The organism is Acidithiobacillus acidisediminis, from assembly GCF_023277115.1.
Lineage (GTDB): Bacteria > Pseudomonadota > Gammaproteobacteria > Acidithiobacillales > Acidithiobacillaceae > Igneacidithiobacillus > Igneacidithiobacillus acidisediminis.
This window is the reverse complement of record NZ_JALQCS010000001.1, coordinates 2329541-2350578: the sequence shown is the minus strand read 5'-3', so window position 1 is coordinate 2350578 and position 21038 is coordinate 2329541. Positions and strand designations below refer to the sequence as shown.

Below are 21038 nucleotides of genomic sequence, written 5' to 3'. Positions count from 1 at the left end.
TAGGGCGTGCATGCAATCCCTCTATGGGTAAGGTATGGAATAGTGATCGAGATTGTTCGGGGGTGGATAGCCATTGTCAAGCGCAAACTTTTACTCTCGATAGGCCGCGGTATCGGTATGGTCACGTACGGAATGACGCCCGCTCGCACGCAGGGCCAGCGTAGCAAGAGACGCCACCAAAAAATTCAGTAGCAATGCATACAAGCCAATATACCCGGGGATCACCCACCCCAACAGATGCAACGCGTAGCCCGACTTTTGAAAGCCGGTCAGCGATGCGGCCCAAATTGCCCAAGCCAGGGCAATGGCCCAAGCCAGGAGCAATGCCCGAGGATCAAACCAGCGTGTATAAATACCACCGACGATCGCAGGCAGGGTTTGTAAGATCAGGACACCACCCAAGAGTTGCAATTGGATGGCAAAATGCATGGGGAGCAGCAAAATAAACAAAAGGGCACCAAATTTCACCACCAGAGAAACCAGTTTTGCGACTTGCGTTTCCTGTCGTGCATCACAGTTAGGGCGAATATATGCACGGTAAATATTGCGGGTGAACAGGTTGGCGGCGGCAATCGACATGATCGCCGCGGGAACCAAGGCGCCTATCGCTACCGCAGCAAACCCAATACCTACGAAATAACCGGGAAAATACTGCAATAGCAGGCCAGGCATGGCGAATTGCGGTCCATACTGGTGAAAGTAGGGGGCGAGCGCCGGATTGTTTGGCAATTTCGCAGCATAGGCCATATAGCCAAGCAGGGCGATCAGCCCTAACACAAAGGAATAGGCCGGCAGGAAAATCCAATTGCGACGCAGGGTCTTGGGGCCCTTGGCCGAGAGCACGGCGGTGCTGGCATGCGGATACAGCATAAGGGCCAAGGCCGAGCCCAGGGCCAAGCTAAAATAAAAGGACTGCAAGCCAAAATTGCCGGCATGGATGGCGGGAAGATAGAGCTGGTGGCTAGGAATGGCCGCAAAGATTTTGCCGAAGCCACCGAGTTTCCAGGGTACGACTACGACCAATGCCAGCACCGTGATGTAGACCAATACATCCTTGACGATGGCGATGGAGGCCGGAGCACGTAAGCCGCTGGTATAGGTGAAGGTGGCGAGAACGACAAAGGCCACGATCAGCGGTAATTCGCCCACAATCCCTTGGGTGGGAAAACCGAGGCCGCCGATGACCACCTCGATACCCACCAATTGCAGAGCAATGTAAGGCATGGTCGCGATGATGCCGGTGATGGCGATGGCCAAAGCCAACAAGGGACTATCGTAGCGTGCGGCCACAAAATCTGCCGTGGTGATGAAATTGTGGTGCTTTGCAATCACCCACAGGCGGGGCAACACCGCAAAGACCAAGGGATAGACCAATACCGTGTAGGGCAGGGCAAAAAAGCCCAGTGCACCGGCGCCAAATACCAGCGCGGGCACTGCGATAAAGGTATAGGCGGTGTAGAGGTCGCCGCCGATCAGAAACCAGGTGATCCAGGCGCCAAATCGCCGACCCCCAAGTCCCCATTCGTGTAACTGACTCAGGTCGCCGCGCTGCCACCGCGCGGAAAGAAATCCCAGCAGGGCAATGAAGAGAAAAAAGGCAACAAAGACGATGATTGCGGTAGGCTTCTGCATCTACTCAATCTCTCGTCTGGTAACGCCGGTAGGCGAGAAAGAGAAAGACACCCGACAGCGGAACCCAAACAATTTGCCACCAATAGAAGAAGGGGATGCCAAACAGGCTCGGGCTGGCGCGGTTATAGAGGGGAACCGCCAGCACAGCAATGCAGGGGATCGAGAGGTAGATCAGCCCTTGCCATCCCAATCGAGGAGGCGTCCGTTTTTGCTTCATGTAGAGTCTCACCACTGCGTCTGCAGCGGCTGAGCATAGCAAAAAACTGGGGAAAGCTCAGTGGTCTTGGGCAGACCAGGGGGTATCTGCGTCGTGCGGGTACAGAAACACGTCGTAGCCCCACAGTCGACGAATCATGCGCAGGGTGCTCCGCGTCTCGCCTTCCAGCAGTGCTGCATTATCGAGTTGGCGTAGATCCAGGTGGCGGTCGCCCCAGCGATCCACCCGATCAACCACAATGTTGGGCGGGCGGCTGCTCTCCGCAACCTGCTGTGCCAAATGCTCCCGAATCGCGCGGTAGCCGGCATCGTCATGGATCGCCGAGACGCGATAGACATCCGCATCTGGATCGCTGTGCAGTGCGAAGAGGTGCAGGTCGCGGATGACTTTCGGCGAGAGATATTGCAACAGAAAACTCTCGTCGCGGAATTCGCGCATGGCAAAGAGAATTTGCTTTTTCCAGTCTGGATCCCCAGCGAAGGGAAAAAATCGTCGGTCCTCGTCCGTGGGTTGCAGGCAAATCCTTTGAATATCACGGAAAACGGCAAAACCCAGGGCATAGGGATTGATGCCGTTGTAACGTGGATCATCATAATCGGGCTGAAAAACGACAGCCGTGTGGCTGGCGTAAAACTCCAGTAGACTGCCATCAGAGATCTGCCGGGTTTCATGCAGGCGATGCATGATGTAATAATGAACGAAACAGGCAAAGCCTTCATTCATGATCTTGGTCTGGCCTTGCGGATATAAATATTGATTGATCTTGCGCACGATCCGTAAAATTTCCCGCTGCCAATTGGCCATCTGGGGCGCATTTTTTTCAATGAAATAGAGCAGGTTCTCCTGTGGTTCCGCGGGGAAACGCGAAGGTTCTGGTCTGGGACTATCATTTGTTGGCGGTGGCAGCGTGCTCCAGAGTGCAGAGAGTTGTTGCTCGAGATAGGTTTCCCTCTCCTGACGTCTGGCTTCCTCTTCGCGGGCGGAAAGGCGGCGCGGACGACGCGCCCGATCTATGCCATTTTTTGCAATGGCATGGGCAGCGTCGAGCACAGCACTGACTTCCTGGACTCCATAACGCTCCTCGCAGGCAGCGATATAGGATTGGGCAAAGCTCAGGTAGTCGAGGATACCTTCCGCGTCTGTCCATTGCTGAAAGAATATATTGTTTTTGAAAAACGCATTGTGGCCATATGCCGCGTGAGCAATGACCAGCGTTTGCATCGTCATGGTATTTTCTTCCATGAGATAACTGATGCAAGGGTTGCTATTGATCACCAGTTCGTAGGCAAGCCCCATCTCGCCACGTTTGTATTGCCCCGATTCCAGTGCGTGTTGTTTGCCAAACGACCAATGGGCGTAATATACCGGCAGGCCAATGGAGGCATAGGCATCCAGCATCTGTTCAGCACTGATCAACTCCAGTTGGTTGGGATAGGTGTCTAACCCCAGTTCTTCCTGAGCGATCTTGGCGCAGGCGCGGTCTACCGCGTCGAGGCGGGAGAAAGACCAATCGTTATCGGTAAAGAGCAGATTAGACATGTTCTTTCACCTGCGATTTGGAAAACAGTTCACGGAACAATGGATACACATCCTCACGCTGCTGTGCCCGCGTGCAAACCAATTGCGGATACTGCTCCTGGAGTTCTTGATAGAGCTGCAGGAGATGGCTTTCATCATCGCGGTTCACCTCCAGATAATAAAAGCCGCGTAACTCCTCCAATAGACGTTGGGACGTTTCCTCTACCACGACATTATCGGCAAAGTAATTGTCGCCGTCTGATGCCTGCGCCAAATATACGTTCCAGTCGCTCGCGGGGAAACGTGCAGAAATGATTTCTTCCGCCAGCACCAAGGCAGGGGAGACCAAAGTTCCACCACCCTCGCGGGCGGCAAAAAATTCCTTTTCCGTGCATTCCTGAGCAACACTGTGATGCTTGATAAAAACAATCTGTACATTCCGATATTGTCGCTGCAGGAACAGGTATAGCAGGAGGAAAAAGCGCTTGGACAAATCCTTTTCCGTTTCTCCCATGCTGCCAGAGACATCCATGACACAAAGCATCACCGCTTGACTGCGGGGCTGCATTTGTCGGTCGATATGAGCAAAGCGAAGATCGGAATCGTCAATGAAGGGTATCGCGCGGATTTTGCGCTGCAATACGGAAATCTGTTCGTCAAGTTGCCGTAACCGTTCTTCTTCAATACTGACATCAGCCTTTTTCTTCCGGCGCGCGATGATTTCTTGCTGCAGAACGTCGCGTTCTTTTTGGTACTCTTCCAACGCCTTGCGCTTGCCCGCTCGCAAGGCAAGACGCCGGGCTCGGGCCGCGCGCATGGTGCGTGACACATGCATGCGGGAGGGGCTGCCGTCGCGCACGAAGCCGCTGCGGTGCCACTGCTCGGCCTCTATCTCACCGCCGGTTCCCAGTCGTAAATCGGGGAGGGAAAGACCGTCGAAGAGCAGGTCGAGAAACTCATCTGGAGACAACAGAACGCCAAGGACGTCATCCCCTTCCCCGTCGGGTGCGCCCTCTCGACCGGATTGTCCACCGCCGCCGCCTTTCGGGATTTCGTCGCCGCGATGAAAGCTCTTGTTGCCGGGGAAAACGCGATCCCAGGAACCCTGGCTCGGATCGCGACGAAAACTGGGCTCGTGCAAATCGTTGCCCGGGATGACCACCGCCTTGTCGCCTTTGCTCAACGACTCGATTGCGCCGGCGCGCCCCATCTTTTCGACGGCTTCCTTCAATCGCCCCCGCACGCGTCGCTGTAAACGTTCACGATTCGCGTCGGAGCGTGATCCCGATAGACGACGATCAATGATGCTGCTCATGCAGAACCCTCCACGCGCCTGCTTGCAAGCTCAATGATGCTTGCGATAGCGCATATACCAGTCGACCAGCAGACGGACCTGTTTTTCCGTGTAGCCCTTCGCAGTCATGCGGCTGACGAAATCCTGGTGCTTGCGCTCGTCCTCCGAAGAGCTTTTCTTGCCAAAAGAAATTACCGGAAGAAGATCTTCCGTATTGGCAAACATCTTCTTTTCGATGACCGAGCGTAGCTTTTCGTAGCTGGTCCAAGCGGGTCCAACGCCGTCATTGGCGGCCTTGGCGCGTAAGACAAAATTTACCACTTCATTGCGGAAATCCTTGGGATTCACAATGCCTGCCGGTTTTTCGATCTTCTCCAACTCTTCGTTGAGCAATGCGCGGTCCAGCAACTGGCCGGTATCGGGATCACGAAACTCCGTGTCTTGCAACCAAAAATCTGCATACTGAATATAGCGATCAAAGAGGTTCTGTCCATATTCACCATAGCTTTCGAGGTATGCCTTCTGAATTTCCAGGCCAAGGAACTCGGCATACCGTGGTGCCAGTTCGGTTTTCAAGAAACCGATATACCGGTTTTCCTGATCTTCGGGGAACTGTTCTGAGCGTATCTGGGTTTCCAAGATGTGCAGCAGATGTACCGGATTTGCCGCAACCTCATCGGCATCATAGTTGAAGGTGCGAGAGAGAATCTTGTAGGCAAAACGAGTCGATATCCCATCCATTCCCTCATCCACGCCGGCGGCGTCGTGATACTCCTGCAGGCTCTTGGCTTTCGGGTCCTTGTCTTTCAGGGTCTTGCCATCATAAATCTCCATCTTTGACCACAGGCTACTATTGCCCGGTTCCTTGAGACGACTGAGCACGGAGAATCGGGCGAGCATATCGAGGGTATCCGGCGCACAGGGAGCATTGCCCAAGGCGCTGTTTTCGAGGAGCTTATGATAGATGCGCGTTTCTTCCGTAACGCGCAGGCAGTAGGGCACCTTGACGATATAGACACGATCGAGGAATGCCTCATTGCGTCGATTATTCCGGAACGCCGACCATTCGGATTCGTTGCTGTGGGCGAGCACAACCCCCTGAAAGGGCATGGCGCCAAAGCCTTCCGTACCGTTATAGGTGCCCTCCTGCGTCGCAGTCAGCAACGGATGCAGCATCTTGATGGGTGCTTTGAACATCTCCACAAACTCGAGCACCCCTTGGTTGGCGACATTCAGACCGCCGGAGTAGGCGTAAGCATCGGGATCGTCCTGGGAAAAATCTTCCAGCTTGCGGATATCTACCTTGCCTACCAAGCTGGCGATGTCCTGATTGTTTTCGTCGCCAGGCTCCACCTTGGTGATGCCGATTTGATGTAATTGCGAGGGGAGTAAGCGGTGCACCGTAAACTTCCGAATATCACCATTGAATTCGCGCAGACGTTTTGCCGCCCAGGGAGACATGACACCATGGAGGGCACGCCGCGGAATGCCATAGCGGTCTTCCAAAATGGCCCCATCTTCGCGCGGATCGAATAGACCCAAGGGCGACTCAAAAAGCGGCGAAACTTTGCCGTGGGCTGCCAGGCAGTAAATGGGGTGTTGTTCCATCAGTGTCTTGAGGCGCTCCGCAAGGGAGGACTTGGCGGCACCCACCGGGCCCAGCAGATAGAGAATCTGCTTCCGTTCTTCCAGCCCCTGTGCGGCGTGGCGGAAGTACGCCACCAGGTTTTCAATGGCGTCCTCAATCCCATAGAAGTCTTCAAACGCCGGATAGGTCAGTAGTTTCCGGTTCATGAAGATGCGCGCCAAACGCGGGTCTGCCTGGGTATCGAGAATCCGGGGTTCGCCGATGGCAGCCAACATCCGTTCGGCTGCACTGGCGTAGGCCAATGGTTCGGTCTGGCAGAGCTCCAAATACTCGTCCAGAGAGAGAATACTTTCTTGCTGTTGCAAGAAACGCTCTTGGTAATTGTCAAACAGAGTCATACTACACACTCCTTGCCCTTGGGCTTCCCTCTGGTCATAAAACTTAGACGTTGAAATGGGCTGGACGTTTCCCTATCAATCCCTGTCGCACTGGGAGAGCAGCATATCTGTGCCAGGTACTCTTGGACCGCGAAGACCCCAATATTGGGCAGGGAGCGAGAAGGAGAAGCCAAAATGCGCTAGGACTGTGCGCTTACGGACAGCTCCAGGAGAAAGCTGCGCCATAACGGTGCGATACCTTTTGCGGGCGACGCGAGTAATGCACTAACATAGTGCGACGGGAACTATTCGCTTGCGGAATCATTCCGCCTAGGAAACTGCTCTTCCCCACGCCGAATCTCGCGGTACTCCGCACGTAGAGTCCCATCCTGGTATAGATGTTGAGTGTGGCGCAGACGCCAGCGCCGCCAAAGAACCCAAAGGCTAGAAAACACCAGCGTCGCAGCAAGGAGGCCAAGAAAGACCGCAAAAAATAGCAGGGCAATCGCAGAAAAGGCGAGTAGCGCAACAAAAACCCCCAGCTTTTGCCACCAGGCCAACTTTTTCATACCCACCATGCGTACTTGCATTCGCCGCTCCCAAGTACCCCACCCTACAAAATGGGACTAATGGCGCGCAAAATCGTTCCCGAGTCGCCATGGTCATAAACGGTGGTGCCCAAGGCCGGACTCGAACCGGCACGGCATAAGCCGAGGGATTTTAAGTCCCTTGCGTCTACCGATTTCGCCACTTGGGCAGGCTCAGGAGTATAGCAGCAGGCTTTGGGTTTGTCCTCGCTTGCGCCGCCTGATGGGGCTTGATCGGTCAGGCTGCTTGATCGAGCAGCAAGCGGGCTTGATCGGCGACAACGTGGTTGCCGTCCTGTGCTGCCTTTTGCCACCAGTGAATGGCCAGATCCATGTTTTTCTGCACGCCCCAGCCATGGGCGTAGGCTGTACCGAGCTGTAATTGCGCGGCGCCATCTAGATTCTCTGCCGCTTTTTGCCACCAGAATGCCGCAAGTTGCAGGTTCTGGGGGAGGCCATCACCAGCGGCGTAGGCCAAGCCCAACTCGTACTGCGCGGGTCCGTAGCCGAGTTTGGCGGACCGCTGCAGATGGGCAATTTTTGCATTGCTCAGGGTGTGATCCGCAGCAAGGCTCCAGACAGGGGTGGCAACGAGGAAGGCTGCGGCAAGAAAAATGTGAATGGCTTTGTGGGTCATGGTCGCTTGACGTCCGGCAATTGCTTTTACGTTAGGCTATCATACCGCACGGGAGTTCCGGATAAAGTATGGGGGCCAATTGGCCCCCAGCTTGTTGCCGCTTGATTAAAGCTATTAGCTCTTCTTGGCCTCAGCTTTTTTGGCTTCCATCTTCTTGACCGGAGCCTTGTGCTCGACTTTCTTCATCTCTTTCTTGACCGGAGTCTTGTGCTCGACCTTCTTCATTTCCTTCTTCATCGGCGCTTTGTGGGTTTCCACCTTCGCTGCAGGCTTTGCCGAAGTAGCAGCAGAGGTGGTGGCGAAGGCGCTGGAGACGGCAAACAAGGAAGCCAAGGCAACAACGATAGCGGAAGTTTTGACAGACATGGAATTTCTCCTCAAAAAGTAACAGTGAACTGCATCCGGATTAAGCAAACGCTGTGCCAACAATAAAAAACAAAACAAAACAATGGGATATACGTTATCTGCTCGGCTAGAAGATCGCATTATTGTTGCGATGACCCGACGTGGATTGGGGCCTTCCCTTAACCGTTTGAAAATATTTTGTAATATTGTTGTCAGATCACGACGATGCGGCTATGGACTCTGGTTGCTCGTCAAGAGACTGTAAACTGGCGAAGTGGCGATACACCGGGGATTGCGCGAGCAGCCGGGCATGGTTGCCAATGGCGGTGATGCGGCCAGATTCCAGCACGACAATGCGATCCGCATCGCGAATGGTAGCCAGTCGGTGGGCCGCAACCAACGTGGTTCGTCCACGAATGAGCGTGGCCAGCGCCTCCTGGATCAATCGCTCATTTTCGGCGTCGAGAGCACTGGTGGCTTCGTCGAGAATGAGAATCCGCGGGTCTCGCAACAGGGCACGGGCAATGGCGATCCGCTGGCGTTGGCCGCCAGAGAGGGTAATCCCTTTCTCGCCTACGTGGGTATCAATTCCCTCCGGGAGTTGATCGGCAAACTCATCCACCCGCGCTGCACGCATGGCGGCGCGCAAGGCTGCTGTCGAGGCACCGGGACGAGCGAGCAGGATGTTGTCCGCCACGCTAAGGGAAAAGATGGCCGGATGCTGAGGTACAATGGCAATCTGCTGGCGTAGGTCATGCACGCGGAGCGCTGCAATATCCTGACCATCAAGGAGAATACGTCCCTGAGTGGGTGCGTAGTGGCGTAGTAGCAGTTCAAAAAATGTACTTTTCCCTGCTCCGGATGCGCCGACTAGGGCAAGATGCTCGCCTGGTGCGATGCGCAAGTCGATGGCTTCCAGAGTGGCGATGTCGGGCCGACTTGGGTAGGAGAAAAACACCTGTTCAAAAGAGAGCGCCGCTGGCTTGCTATGCTCCTCGTACTCCAGGCTTGAGATATGTGCTGTTTCCTCGACAGTTTCTTCGGTTTTCTGGTCCAGCAGAGATAAGAGGCGCTCAATGGCGCCCAGCAGGCGTCCCAGTTGCCCCCACAGACTGCCAAGAGAGGAGAGCGCAGAGGTGGCAAACATGGCGTAGATGAGGAAGGCGGTAAGGCCGCCCAGACTGCCGCGGTGATGCAGAATGCGCCAGCCGCCCAGATAGAGCATCCCAGCGAGTAGGAGGAAGATGAGAAAGCCGCTGAGCAGCGACGCGACCGCCTGTACGCGAATCCGTCCACGCACCTGTTGCAGTAAGCCAGCAATTCCCTCCTGATAGGTGGTCCTCGCCGCGCTCTCCCGCGTCAGTGCCTGTACCGTACGAATGGCGTTGATGCTTTCCTCAGTGTGCGCAGAAAGGTCGGCTAGATAATCTTGCTCCTGTCGACTATAGGTTCGCTGCAAGCGACCGGAACGCAGGTTGACCCAAACCAGCGGGGGTACAATGACAATCACCGGGAGCACGAGGATGGGCGCGGTGACAACCATCAAGATCAACGAACCAATCAGGGTCAGGCCATGTTGTAATGCACCTCCAAGAACCCCCGCCAGTCCGAAGCGGAGGATGGTAACGTCACTGCTCAGGCGGGAAATCACCTCGCCCGTGCGAAATTTTTCGTAAAATATCGCGGGCAAATGCAGGGCATGGGCAAAGACTTGCTCGCGCAAGTCGGCGACTACCTTTTGTCCGATCCAGGTGGCGAGGGCCTCCCGCGCAGCGCGTGCTGCAGTAGTAAAAATCCCCAAGAGCAGTAGCGCAATGCTCGCCAATAACAGGATGCGGGCGTTGTGAAAGCCATGGTCCAGAAGGTAGCGTGCCCCCTGCGGCAGGGCGAGGGTGCCCATCGCGCTTAGTAACAGGGCGAGTGCGTAAAAGAACAATAGCCATACCCGTGGCCGCAAGAACGGAAAGAGGGAGAAAAGGGCGTGCCAATTCTTGCTTGTGGGCCGCTGCCAGGGATTGGCTGCCATTGGCTTAGCGCCGAACGACCTTGTCTACGCGGGCCTGATCGCGGGGTTTGATGACCAAGCGATCGATGTTGACATGCTCGGGTAGGGAAAGGACCCAGCGAATGGCCTCCGCGATGTCTTCTGCTACCAATGGTGTCATGCCCTGATAGACGGCCTTGGCGGCGCTGCGGTCGCCCGCGAAGCGAACCAGGGAGAACTCCGTCTCGACAAGGCCGGGATCGATCTCGGTAATCCGAATGGGCTGGCCCAACCATTCCAAGCGCATGGTCTCGGTGATTGCTCGTACGGCATGTTTGCAGGCGGTGTAGCCGGCGCCACCGACATAGGTTTCCTCTCCGGCAACGGAGCCGATATTGACCACCGTAGCAGCAGGGGACTGCTGTAGATGAGGCCAGAGTGCACGGGTGACGCGGGCAAGTCCCAAGACATTGCTCTGATACATCTGCAGCCAATGCTCCTCGTTGCATTCCACTACAGTTTCTTTGCCCAGCGCGCCGCCAGCGTTATTCACCAGGACATCAACGGGAAAATCGATCTGGGCGGCAAAGGCGGTGACGGACGCCGTAGAGGTCACATCGAGCTCGAGAGGGATTCCATCCACCTGTTGGGCCAGTTGTTGCAAACGGTCCATCCGGCGCGCGCCAAGGACGATCCGATAGCCTTCTGTATGCAAGAGTTTTACGGTAGCAGCACCAATGCCCGAGGAAGCACCAGTAACGACTGCTGTTTTTTGCTGTTTGCTCATGGAATAGGCTCCTTGATTCTCATAGCCAAGACAATCGTCTTCGCGTGGGATAGGGGATGGATTCTAACAAATAATCGACAGCCCTGCTGGGTAATCATGGTCTGCGGCCATGTTTCTGTAGGTAGGGATATGCGCTACCCTACGCACTTTCCCGTGTATTGTCTTATCATGCATTTCTCTTTATTCCTGCAACTATTTAACTTTATTGGAATTTTTGTATTTGCGGTGAGTGGGGCCATGCGCGGGGTACGTGCCAGTCTGGATATTTTTGGCATTCTCGTGCTGGCAGTGGTCACCGCGGTATCGGGTGGCATTCTGCGTGATCTTTTGATGGGTGCCATCCCGCCGCAATCCATCCAAAACTGGCATGGAATCGCTCTGGCCATTGGCGCTGGGGTGCTGGTGTTTTTCTTTCACCGATATTTTGAGCGCTTGCAGTACCCAGTGCTGCTCTTTGACGCTGCTGGTTTGGGACTTTTCGCGGTAACGGGTACACAGAAGGCATTGAGCTACGGCTTGGCGCCAGAGATGGCGGCGGTACTGGGGATGATCAGTGGAATCGGAGGAGGCATGGTGCGCGACGTGTTGACAGCACAAGTACCTGTGGTGCTGCGTGGCGAAATCTATGCATCCGCGGCCCTATTGGGCTCTGTCCTGGTGCTTTGCGGCGACTGGCTACAGTTGCCCTCCTGGATCAGTCTGCTGTTTGGGGCTGCTTGTACGTTTGCCTTGCGCACCCTCGCGATCTATCGGCGGTGGTCTCTCCCGCATCCACGCTAGAGGGTAGGCGGGCGCTTGCATTTGCCCAGAATACTGTATAAAAATACAGTTAATGAGTATGGAGAGGGATCGCGTGGAACCTTTGACTCGTCGGCAACATCAGATTTTGCAATGGATTGAAGGGCAAATTGCCAAGCAGGGCTTGCCACCCACTCGGGCGGAGCTGCAGCAAGCCTTTCAGTTCCGCTCTCCCAACGCCGCCGAAAGCCATTTGCGGACCCTGGCGCGCAAAGGATATTTGCGTTTGCAAGAAGGAAGGGCGCGCGGTATCCAACTCCTGCATCAGGTTCTGGAAGAAACGGGTCTTCCGGTGATTGGCAGGGTGCCCGCTGGTCAGCCCATCCTGGCAGAGAGTCTGCAGGAAAAGCGCTTGCCGGTAGACACACAACTCTTTCCTGGAGCCGATTTTCTTCTGCGAGTACAGGGGATGAGTATGCGCGATGCGGGAATTCTGGATGGCGATTTGTTGGCCATACAGCAAAGCAGCGAAGCGCGAAATGGCCAGGTAGTCGTAGCACGTGTGGATGGAGAAGTTACCGTCAAACGCTGGCGTCAAGATGGTCACCAAGTATTTTTGTTGCCGGAAAACCCGGATTTTTCTCCCATAGAAGTCGATTTGCGTACGCAAGATCTCCGCCTGGAAGGTCTGGTGATCGGATTGCTGCGCTTAGGAGGTCTGTGATGAAAACTGCTGTCGAAGAACTGTTAGCCCGTCATCCCCAGCGTCTATGGCGCGCTCAATCCGCTGATGTAGATGCACGCAAGCACCTGCAGGATCCCGGACACCCAGCCCTACGCGATATGCTCGGTGGTTGGCCACGGGGCGCAATCACGGAGATTCATAGCCAAGTCCATGGAATTGGGGAATTACGCCTCTTGCTACCGACTATCGCCGCATTGAGTCAGCAGGAAAAGCGCTGGGTACTGTGGTGTCTACCTCCCTATGTTCCTTATGCGCCAGCCTTGGCGGCGGCGGGGGTCCGTCTGGAGCGCATGCTTGTGCTCCATCCACGTCAGCGCCAGGATCAACTTTGGGCGCTGGAATCGGCCCTGCGTTCCGGTACCTGTAGTGCAGTGCTGGCTTGGCCTCCCACTCTGGAAGATAGCACGCAGCGGCGTTTGCAATTGGCCGCTGAGGCAGGAAATAGCCTGGGTTTTTTCTTTTATCGTGACGCCGTGAGTAGCCGGAGTTCTGCCGCCTTACGCTTACGCTTGCAGCCAGCGGCGGGGCAAACTCAGGTCCAGGTGGAAAAGCGGCGCGGTGCGGGCGTTGCCGCGGCCAATCTGGAATTGCCGTTGGCGATTTGAGCTGGGCACATGGCGCAGCAGTGGCTGGCGCTGGTTTTCCCGGCCCTGGCGGCAGAGCTCTGGAATCTGGATGGTCGTTTGCCCGGGGTGTGGGTTGCGGATGCCCGACAGCGTGTTTGGCAGATGGATCGCGGAGCTGTCAGGCAGGGCCTGCAGATCGGAATGAGTACGGCACAAGCCAAGGCCCTGGCACCAGAGATCCAGATGGTGGCGCGCGCAGCAGAGCAGGAGCATAACCTTCTGGATCGCGCTGCTCAGCTCCTGTATGCCTGGGGGCCGCAGGTAGTAGCCCTCACGGAGTGGCCGCATGTATTGGCGGTGGAACTGCAAGGCAATCGACTATGGCGGGAAAACGCTGCGACATTACTACAGGCGATTTACGATTTTGCTGGAGAGAGGTTGAGTTATCGCCTGGGGTTGGCCGCTACGCCCCTGGCGGCGGCATTGCTCGCTTGGCAATGTAGCGATGCTGCGTTGTGCCAATGCCCTGCACAGGAAAGCTTTGCCGATTGTTGGCATGCCTTTCCCCTCTCATTGTTTCCCGCGCCGGATCATCTTCGGGCACTGTGGCAAAGCTTAGGACTGCAGACTTGCGCGGATTGGATGCGGCTTGATCCGCAGGAGCGAGCGCTTCGCTTTGGTCCCGAGTGGGAACGCTTTTTTGCCCGGATGCGGGGTGAGGAAGCCGACCCCCGGAATGCTTGGCCTGTACAGGAAGAGTTTCTGGTTTCTTTCCCTTTATTGCAGGAAGTTAGTAGTTGGGAAGAATTGCGTTTTTCTTTGCGCCGTGCTTTTCAGGAGTTACGCTTACGCTTGCGGCACCGTGCCAGCTCTGGCTGGGAGTTGCGCTTGCGGGGACGGGCTGATGAGCAATATTGCGCCCAGCTGCATAGCCGCGATCCGCTAACCAGTCCGGAGTTTTTTCTGCAGCTCTGGCAAGAGAAATTGCTGCGATATTCCTGGGATTTTCCCATACGTTATCTACAACTGCGTACCCTCGATGCGCAAGACTGGATAGGAGAGCAGGGCAGTTTGTGGGAGCAGGATTTGGCGCGGCAACAAGGACGATTACTCGATCGTTGGCGCGCTCGGTTGGGCGTGGATCAGGTGTATCGCGTGCAGGTCCATGCCGATCATCGCCCGGAATATGCTTGGCGTGTTCTGGCCCCTGATAGACCACAAGATCATTTTCCCCTGCCAGATTGCCCACCGCGTCCCTTGTGGTTGCTGCCTCAACCGGAGGCAATCACACCGGTTTTCTTACCTGAGCCCGCAGAATTGGAACGAATTGAGGGTGGTTGGTGGGATGGCAGGGATTGTAGCCGGGACTACTTTCGTTGGCGGCGTATCGATGGGGCAGAGTGCTGGGTCTTTCGCGATCGCCGCTCCGGCCACTATTTCCTGCATGGCTACTTCGCCTGAGCCGTCCTATGCCGAACTGCATTGTCTGAGCAATCTTAGCTTTCTACAGGCTACGGCAGAAGTAGAAGACTTGCTCGATCGTGCCAAGGAACTGGGCTACGCCGCCTTGGCCATTACCGAGGAATGTGCGCTGTATAGTGCGCCGCGTGCCCACACCCATGCCCAGTCGATTGCTTTGCCCTTACTCCTGGGCGCAACGCTGCGATTGGAAGAGGGGCTGGAAACCATCTTGTTGATCGAGAATCGACAAGGGTATACCGCTCTGGCGCAGTTGATCACGCTGGCTCGCAGTCGGGCAGAAAAGGGGGGCTATCGAGCTTTTTTGGCTGATTTGCTCCCCCTCGTGGGGCTTTTGGCGATTGTGCTTCCAGATTACCGGCAAGAGCCGCAGCAGGCTGGAGAATACATTGCATCCCTTTGTTCTTCCTGGGGAAGAGAGCGCTTATGGCTCGGTCTTTCTTTGCGTTGTAGTGGTGATCACCAGGAGCATTTGGCGGGATTGCGCCGCTGGCAAGAGCATTTTTCCTTGTCTGCGGTGGCTTGTACGGGAGCGCGTATGGCGCGCCGTGGAGAGCGCTTTGTACTGGATGTGCTAACGGCTATTCGTCAAGGCAAGCCGCTACAGGAGTTGGGTTGGGCGCTGCCGAAAAATGGGGAATGCCACCTGCGTTCGCGTCAGCGTTTGGGACAACTCTATCCAGCAGATTTACTTGCTGAGACTGTACAGATCGTGCAGCGCTGCCATTTTTCTCTGGCAGAATTGCGCTATATCTATCCGCAGGGTGCCTGCCCAGAGCAAAACAGTCCGCAGCAATATCTGCAGCAGGAGGCTGAAAAAGGTTTGCAGCAACGCTACCCTGCAGGAATTCCAGCAGCAGTGCAAGAACAATTGGCAGAAGAGCTGCGCATTGTTGCCGAACTTGATTATGCTAATTATTTCCTGACGGTGTATGAGATTGTCTGTTTTGCCAAGAGTCGCGCCATCCTCTGTCAGGGGCGTGGTTCGGCGGCCAACTCCGTGCTTTGTTATGCCTTGGGGATTACCGAGGTGGATCCTGCCCGTGCCCATTTGCTCTTCTCTCGTTTTTTATCCCGGGAACGCGGCGAGCCGCCAGATATCGACGTAGATTTTGAGCATGAGCGCCGGGAAGAGGTGATTCAGTTTGTTTTTACCCGTTATGGTCGGCAACATGCCGCCTTGACCGCGACAATCATTCATTATCGTCCGCGTAGTGCAATGCGTGATGCAGCTCGTGCCTTGGGCTTTTCTCCCGCTGAGCAGGATCAGCTCAGTCGCCATCTGGCTTGGTGGGATGGCCGTAAAGTACTGCCGGAACGCTTGCAGGAAGCCGGTTTTGATCCGCAAAGTGCGGCCATTCAGCGTTTGATCATCGTCGTGAACGCCTTGGTCGGTATGCCCCGCCATCTGTCGCAGCACGTTGGTGGGATGGTGCTTTCTCAAGCCCCCCTATCGAGTCTGGTGCCTATCGAGCCCGCACGAATGCCCGAGCGGACGCTACTGCAGTGGGATAAGAACGATCTGGATCTGCTGGGAATTCTCAAAGTGGATCTGCTGGCTTTGGGGATGCTCAGTGTCTTGCGGCGCGCGCTTACTGATCTGGGCAGCGACCTGGCGGCAATTCCTCGCGAAGACCCTGCGGTCTATAAGATGTTGCAACGCGCGGAGAGTCTTGGGGTATTTCAAGTAGAGTCGCGGGCGCAGATGAGTATGCTACCCCGGCTACGGCCGCGCTGTTTTTATGATCTCGTAATCGAGGTGGCCATTATTCGTCCAGGTCCGATTCAGGGGGGCATGGTTCATCCCTATCTACGGCGCCGGGCGGGACGGGAAAAAATCTCCTATCCTGGCCCCGAGGTGCAAAAGGTTCTCGAGCGTACCCTGGGTATCCCTATTTTCCAGGAACAGGTAATGCAGATTGCCATGGACGCGGCAGGCTTTGATGGCGACGCTGCCGATGGCCTGCGCCGCGCCATGGCCGCCTGGCGACGCAAGGGTAATCTAGGCCCGTATCAGGAGCGCTTGTTGCAAGGCTTGGCGGCGCGAGGGTATGCGGTGGAGTTTGCCCAGCAACTCTGCGAGCAGATTCGTGGCTTTGCCGAATATGGTTTTCCGGAGTCTCACGCCGCCAGTTTTGCGCTCCTGGTGTATGCTTCCGCCTGGATCAAGTGCCATCACCCCGCCATATTTGCCGCCGCCTTGCTGAATAGTCAGCCCATGGGGTTTTACGCGCCCGCACAAATTGTGCAAGAGGCCAAGCGACAAGGGGTGACGGTGCTGCCAGTGGACATCCAGCGCAGTCATTGGGAAAGTCGTGCTCGTGGGCAACGCTTGCGATTGGGCTTGCATCAGATCAAAGGCTTGCCGCGTGAAGAAGCTGAGCGCTGCTTGGCTTGGCGCGCTACGAGTGCTGCCCTGGACCCTGCCATTTTGTTTCATGATGCTGGAGTAGGGCGGCGTAGTTTGGAAACGCTTGCCCGTGCCGGAGCGTTTGATCCCTTGTTGGGAAATCGTCGCGAGGCGTTGTGGCAGGTATTGGCGCTACGCAAAAATGCTGCCTTGCCACTCCCACCGATGCCATCAGTCAAGGCATCAGGCTTGCCACCTGCCCCTGCCCAGGAACTCTGTGTAGAAGACTACCAGCAGCTGGGTCTGAGTCTTGGGCCACATCCCCTGGCATTTCTGCGTACACGTTTGCAGCGATCCGGGTACGACAGCATTGCCCAGTCCTTGCGTCGCTCTAGTGGTACGCAGGTGCGCTTGGCAGGAATGGTGACTCATCGTCAGCGTCCAGGCACAGCCCATGGAACCGTGTTTTTGACCATCGAAGATGAGTCGGGTCGTGCCAATCTCATTGTCTGGCCACAACGCGTCGAACAGTGGCGACGGCAGATTCTGCGCGGTAGATTGCTGGCCATTCAGGGACGCCTGGAAAAGACGGGGCCCTATGTGCACAACATCATTGTCGAGGAACTCGTGGATCTGAGCGCGCGTATACCACCGCTGTTAACCGGTATTTCACGCGATTTTCATTAAATGACCTGCTACCAACGGGCTTGACTGAGCAAACTGGCATTTCCTCCTGCCGCCGCGGTGTTGATGCTGATGCTTTGTTCTTGACAGAGGCGCGGTAGAAAGTGGGGTCCCCCGGCCTTTGGCCCGGTGCCGGAAAGCCCCATGCCGCCAAAGGGTTGTACCCCGACGACCGCCCCGGTCATACCGCGATTGACATAGATGTTGCCGATGCGGGCGCCGCGGGTAATCGTCTGCGCGCGGCTGTCGATGCGCGTCTGTACGCCCAGGGTCAAGCCGTAGCCGTAGCCATTGATTTGCTCTACTACGGCTTGCCAGGATCCAGACCAACGCACCAGTTGTAGAACAGGACCAAAGATTTCCTCCGCCAGGAGCTGTTCGGAGGTCACGGCATACAGGCTGGGGGCAATATAGTGGAGAGCGCGCCCAAGGCTATCGGTAAGACTTGCTCCGGCGGAGACTGAGGGGTCTCCCATCATTGCAGCTTGTGGCCAGGGAGTACGGGCCAGGAGTCGACCTCCCCGTTCTGTCAGCTTTTGCAGCTGGCTGATAATGTGTTTTTGTGCGCGCTGATCGATTACAGGACCGACGTCAGTGGCAAAGTCTTCTGGTGCGCCAAGTTGTAGCAGGGCCATGGCGCCGGCGAGCATTTCTTCCAGTTCGTCGGCAATCTCTTCCTGCACAAACAGGATCCGCAAGGCCGAACAGCGCTGTCCGGCGCTGCGAAAGGCGCTGAGTACGACATGATCGACCACCTGCTCTGGTAGTGCCGTGGCATCCACGATCATGGCATTGAGGCCGCCGGTTTCCGCAACCAGCGGAACGATGGCGCCGTCGCTCGCGGCGAGATTCCGCTGAATTTGTTTCCCTACCCCGGTCGATCCGGTGAAGAGTACCCCGGCCACCTCCGGCGCGCGCACCAACTCCGCACCCAGACTATGGCCGGGGCCATGGAATAAATCGATCGCATCGCGTGGAACGCCCGCACGCCATAACAGCTCCACGAAGTCCTTGGCGACCTGGCTTGTCTGCTCCGCTGGCTTGACTGCCACACTATTGCCACAGACCAAGGCGGCAAGAAGTTGGCCGGCAAAAATGGCGAGGGGAAAATTCCAGGGGCTGATACAGAGCATACATCCACGCCCCGTCATCCGCAGGGTGTTTGCTTCTCCGGTTGGTCCTGGTAGCGCCTGGTCGGCAAGCTGCTCCTCTGCGAGCAGGGCGTAATAGCGGCAGTAATCAATGGCCTCACGGACCTCTGCGGTGGCATCTACCCAGCTCTTATGGCCTTCCCAGACAATGCGGGCGATAAATTCATCACGTGCCTGTTCCAGAAGATCCCCGGCACGCAGCAGACAAGCACAACGCTCTGGGAGGGCGCGCTCATTCCAGCGCTTGAATCCCTCCTGTAAGGCACGCATCCGTGCCGGAATGGTCGCATCATGATCTGCGGCTTGGGAGCGGGGTTTCGGCAACGCCGTCCAGGCACGCAACAATGCGGACCGTTGCCCTTCTTCCGCAACGTCTATCCCCAGCGGATTCCGGCGCGCGCGGCCGGCGAGTTCGCCGTAGATGTCGACGGGGAAGGGGAGAGACGATTCGCGGTCCGCAAGAAAGGGGTTGGCGAGCAGGGCGGACAGTGGCGTCTTGGGATTGGCGAGTTGGTGGACGAAGGAGGTGTTTGCGCCATTTTCCAGCAGGCGCCGCACGAGGTAGGCCAATAAGTCGCGGTGGATGCCGACCGGGGCGTAGACTCGTACGGGGATGTTGCGCTTCTGGAGTACTTCGGCATATACGCTGTCGCCCATGCCATGCAGTTTTTGCAACTCGAAACTGGCGCGCGGAAGATCCTCGGCCATCAGCAGAATTGCAGCTATGGTTGTTGCGTTGTGCGTTGCAAACTGCGCGAAAATCAAACCTTCGCCGCTGGCATCCAGCATGCTGCGTGCGCAGGCCAGATAGGAAAGATCGCTGTGATGTTTGCGGGTGTAGACTGGATAGCCGGATAGGCCCAATTCCTGTGCGCGTTTGATTTCAGCATCCCAGTAAGCCCCTTTGACCAAACGCAGCATCAGGGGCCGTTGGGAACGGCGCGCTAAAGCAATCACGGCATCGACAGTCTCGATCGCCCGTGTTTGATAGGCTTGCACGGCTACGCCCAAGCCTTCCCAGCCTGTGCAGTCCGGCTCCTCGGCGAGAGCGGCCAGTAAGGCCTCCAAAGTCTCCAAGTTCAATTCCAGACGCTCACTTTCCTCTGCATCGATCGTCAGTCCCACCCGTGCCTGCGCCGCGAGCTTGGCTAGATGCACCAGTTTGGGCAGAAGCCTGGGCAGGATCAGGTCACGTTGCACCGCCTCGAAGCGGGGTTCCAACGCGGAAAGCTTGATGGAAAGGCCATCCCGTTCCCGCGGTCCACCCTTTTCATTTTTTTGTGCAAGCTGTTCCAGAACCTGCTGATACGCTTGAAGATACCGTTCTGCATCTCGATCGCAACGCGCACTTTCGCCAAGCATGTCAAAGGAAAATCGCCATACCTGCGACTGTTTGCGCTTGTTGTCCGCGCGCACAATCGCCTGCTCAATGGTCTCTCCCAGAATGAATTGATGCCCAAGAAAACGTACCGCCTGGGTTGCGGCATTGACGATTGTCCGCGCACGCAGGGTCTGTTTTGCTAATGGACCTTGGCTAGGATCGGGAAGCCACTGCGCTGCCATGCGCAACATCGGGGTAATCAATGACCGCCCGTTTTCCAGGCTGGTGCTAAGTGTGGAAAAACCCCGTCGCAGCTGGTCTGCCGCCAAGGCTGCTGCAGTGGCGCGATCCGGTACGCGCAGCAGCGCCTCAGATAAGCGCATCAACGCCAGTCCACTGGCGCTGTCGAGGGGATATTCGGCCAGCAGTGACTCCATGCTCAGAGAATTGTGTTTCTGCGCCTCCCGTGCCGCGCTGATCCATGGCGTGGCGAGTTCTACCACCGCATCCCAGGAAATTTCCCCTAGGCGTTCCAGCGCTTCCGAAACACAACGTTGCTCGCTGCGCACCGCAGGCGGAAGCCGCAGCACTGGCCGCGCGGCGAGTCTATTCGCCATAGCGCAATTATCGCTGTCAGTTTTTGTTTCCTCAAACATCTTGTTCTCCACGGAATGAATCAGAGATTTTCCCCTATAAATGCATGCATGATGTATGCCGAAGCGCAATCGTGATGCAGCCTACTCGTATCGGCGAGAGCAACTGTCGAACCATCTCTTGATGCTATTGCGATGAAACTGAGGTGAGGTTGACGGTTGCCATGAGCTGCGTTTCGATACAAAGGATAGCACAAACCGAAAGGTTGATTAAATTTGTTGAATATATCTTTGGGGAAAATTACAAGAAATTCTGTTGACAGATAAAGTTTTCTGTGAGATGATCGATTTATTATGTAGCGGATAGCAAAAGGCGTGATGCTCAATAATGATTTCCCGATTTATCGCTGGGGTCTCGATAGCGCCGGGGCAACATGAGCGCTGA

The 21038-nt window shown here is 56.2% G+C and carries 16 protein-coding genes and 1 tRNA gene; 5 read left to right on the top strand and 12 right to left on the bottom strand.

Going from position 1 to position 21038, the window contains the following annotated elements:
- Positions 1-90 precede the first annotated feature (90 nt).
- The 11 genes from mctP to M5D89_RS11750 all read right to left on the bottom strand — a co-directional run bounded on the left by mctP (position 91) and on the right by M5D89_RS11750 (position 10966).
- Complete coding sequence (gene mctP, locus M5D89_RS11800) at positions 91-1632, bottom strand: monocarboxylate uptake permease MctP (RefSeq protein ID WP_248885994.1); 1542 nt, start codon at positions 1630-1632, stop codon at positions 91-93.
- A gap of 4 nt (positions 1633-1636) precedes the next feature.
- Positions 1637-1849 (bottom strand): DUF3311 domain-containing protein, encoded by a 213-nt coding sequence (locus M5D89_RS11795; RefSeq protein WP_248885993.1) that lies wholly within the window; start codon positions 1847-1849, stop codon positions 1637-1639.
- Between the two features lie 57 nt (positions 1850-1906).
- Positions 1907-3388: a SpoVR family protein gene (locus tag M5D89_RS11790; protein WP_248885992.1), complete on the bottom strand. Its 1482-nt coding sequence runs from the start codon at positions 3386-3388 to the stop codon at positions 1907-1909.
- A complete protein-coding gene (locus M5D89_RS11785; protein WP_248885991.1) occupies positions 3381-4682 on the bottom strand; it encodes a YeaH/YhbH family protein in 1302 nt (433 codons plus the stop codon). The genes M5D89_RS11790 and M5D89_RS11785 overlap by 8 nt, the downstream gene beginning before the upstream one ends.
- A gap of 30 nt (positions 4683-4712) precedes the next feature.
- The gene (locus tag M5D89_RS11780; RefSeq protein ID WP_248885990.1) at positions 4713-6647 is read right to left on the bottom strand and encodes a PrkA family serine protein kinase; all 1935 of its coding nucleotides are present in this window, start codon (positions 6645-6647) and stop codon (positions 4713-4715) included.
- Positions 6648-6931: 284 nt separating this feature from the next.
- Positions 6932-7216, bottom strand: coding sequence for a hypothetical protein (locus M5D89_RS11775; RefSeq protein WP_248885989.1), 285 nt, complete (start codon positions 7214-7216; stop codon positions 6932-6934).
- A gap of 82 nt (positions 7217-7298) precedes the next feature.
- Positions 7299-7383: transfer RNA gene (locus tag M5D89_RS11770), tRNA-Leu, on the bottom strand.
- A 68-nt stretch (positions 7384-7451) separates the two neighbouring features.
- Positions 7452-7850 carry a tetratricopeptide repeat protein gene (locus M5D89_RS11765; protein WP_248885988.1) on the bottom strand — a complete coding sequence of 133 codons (399 nt, stop codon included), beginning with the start codon at positions 7848-7850 and terminating at the stop codon, positions 7452-7454.
- A 114-nt stretch (positions 7851-7964) separates the two neighbouring features.
- Complete coding sequence (locus M5D89_RS11760) at positions 7965-8216, bottom strand: hypothetical protein (RefSeq protein WP_248885987.1); 252 nt, start codon at positions 8214-8216, stop codon at positions 7965-7967.
- A gap of 196 nt (positions 8217-8412) precedes the next feature.
- Positions 8413-10221, bottom strand: coding sequence for an ABC transporter ATP-binding protein (locus M5D89_RS11755; RefSeq protein WP_248885986.1), 1809 nt, complete (start codon positions 10219-10221; stop codon positions 8413-8415).
- Between the two features lie 4 nt (positions 10222-10225).
- Positions 10226-10966, bottom strand: coding sequence for an SDR family NAD(P)-dependent oxidoreductase (locus M5D89_RS11750; protein ID WP_248885985.1), 741 nt, complete (start codon positions 10964-10966; stop codon positions 10226-10228).
- Between the two features lie 129 nt (positions 10967-11095).
- Here M5D89_RS11750 and M5D89_RS11745 point away from each other — a divergent pair, with 129 nt between their 5' ends.
- The 5 genes from M5D89_RS11745 to M5D89_RS11725 all read left to right on the top strand — a co-directional run bounded on the left by M5D89_RS11745 (position 11096) and on the right by M5D89_RS11725 (position 17531).
- Positions 11096-11746, top strand: a complete 651-nt coding sequence (locus tag M5D89_RS11745) for a trimeric intracellular cation channel family protein (protein WP_346347721.1) — start codon at positions 11096-11098, stop codon at positions 11744-11746.
- 73 nt (positions 11747-11819) lie between these two features.
- Positions 11820-12428, top strand: coding sequence for a transcriptional repressor LexA (lexA, locus tag M5D89_RS11740; protein WP_248885983.1), 609 nt, complete (start codon positions 11820-11822; stop codon positions 12426-12428).
- Positions 12428-13054, top strand: a complete 627-nt coding sequence (imuA, locus tag M5D89_RS11735) for a translesion DNA synthesis-associated protein ImuA (RefSeq protein ID WP_248885982.1) — start codon at positions 12428-12430, stop codon at positions 13052-13054. Before lexA ends, imuA begins: the two co-directional genes overlap by 1 nt.
- A 9-nt stretch (positions 13055-13063) precedes the next feature.
- The gene (locus M5D89_RS11730; protein WP_248885981.1) at positions 13064-14476 is read left to right on the top strand and encodes a DNA polymerase Y subunit UmuC family protein; all 1413 of its coding nucleotides are present in this window, start codon (positions 13064-13066) and stop codon (positions 14474-14476) included.
- Complete coding sequence (locus tag M5D89_RS11725; protein WP_248885980.1) at positions 14460-17531, top strand: error-prone DNA polymerase; 3072 nt, start codon at positions 14460-14462, stop codon at positions 17529-17531. The genes M5D89_RS11730 and M5D89_RS11725 overlap by 17 nt, the downstream gene beginning before the upstream one ends.
- Before the next feature lie 8 nt (positions 17532-17539).
- On the opposite strand, the gene putA is transcribed toward M5D89_RS11725, so the two are convergent.
- On the bottom strand, positions 17540-20617 hold the full coding sequence (putA, locus tag M5D89_RS11720; RefSeq protein WP_248885979.1) for a bifunctional proline dehydrogenase/L-glutamate gamma-semialdehyde dehydrogenase PutA: 3078 nt from the start codon (positions 20615-20617) through the stop codon (positions 17540-17542).
- Between the last annotated feature and the right edge of the window lie 421 nt (positions 20618-21038).

Bases quoted from the DNA above. Each gene is read 5' to 3' on its own strand.
- putA (WP_248885979.1), bottom strand. From the start codon at position 20,617: ATGGCGAATAGACTCGCCGCGCGGCCAGTGCTGCGGCTTCCGCCTGCG.
- M5D89_RS11775 (WP_248885989.1), bottom strand. From the start codon at position 7,216: ATGCAAGTACGCATGGTGGGTATGAAAAAGTTGGCCTGGTGGCAAAAG.
- M5D89_RS11795 (WP_248885993.1), bottom strand. From the start codon at position 1,849: ATGAAGCAAAAACGGACGCCTCCTCGATTGGGATGGCAAGGGCTGATC.
- M5D89_RS11760 (WP_248885987.1), bottom strand. From the start codon at position 8,216: ATGTCTGTCAAAACTTCCGCTATCGTTGTTGCCTTGGCTTCCTTGTTT.
- M5D89_RS11750 (WP_248885985.1), bottom strand. From the start codon at position 10,966: ATGAGCAAACAGCAAAAAACAGCAGTCGTTACTGGTGCTTCCTCGGGC.
- M5D89_RS11725 (WP_248885980.1), top strand. From the start codon at position 14,460: ATGGCTACTTCGCCTGAGCCGTCCTATGCCGAACTGCATTGTCTGAGC.
- mctP (WP_248885994.1), bottom strand. From the start codon at position 1,632: ATGCAGAAGCCTACCGCAATCATCGTCTTTGTTGCCTTTTTTCTCTTC.
- M5D89_RS11785 (WP_248885991.1), bottom strand. From the start codon at position 4,682: ATGAGCAGCATCATTGATCGTCGTCTATCGGGATCACGCTCCGACGCG.
- M5D89_RS11790 (WP_248885992.1), bottom strand. From the start codon at position 3,388: ATGTCTAATCTGCTCTTTACCGATAACGATTGGTCTTTCTCCCGCCTC.
- M5D89_RS11780 (WP_248885990.1), bottom strand. From the start codon at position 6,647: ATGACTCTGTTTGACAATTACCAAGAGCGTTTCTTGCAACAGCAAGAA.
- imuA (WP_248885982.1), top strand. From the start codon at position 12,428: ATGAAAACTGCTGTCGAAGAACTGTTAGCCCGTCATCCCCAGCGTCTA.
- M5D89_RS11730 (WP_248885981.1), top strand. From the start codon at position 13,064: ATGGCGCAGCAGTGGCTGGCGCTGGTTTTCCCGGCCCTGGCGGCAGAG.
- M5D89_RS11765 (WP_248885988.1), bottom strand. From the start codon at position 7,850: ATGACCCACAAAGCCATTCACATTTTTCTTGCCGCAGCCTTCCTCGTT.
- M5D89_RS11755 (WP_248885986.1), bottom strand. From the start codon at position 10,221: ATGGCAGCCAATCCCTGGCAGCGGCCCACAAGCAAGAATTGGCACGCC.
- M5D89_RS11745 (WP_346347721.1), top strand. From the start codon at position 11,096: ATGCGCTACCCTACGCACTTTCCCGTGTATTGTCTTATCATGCATTTC.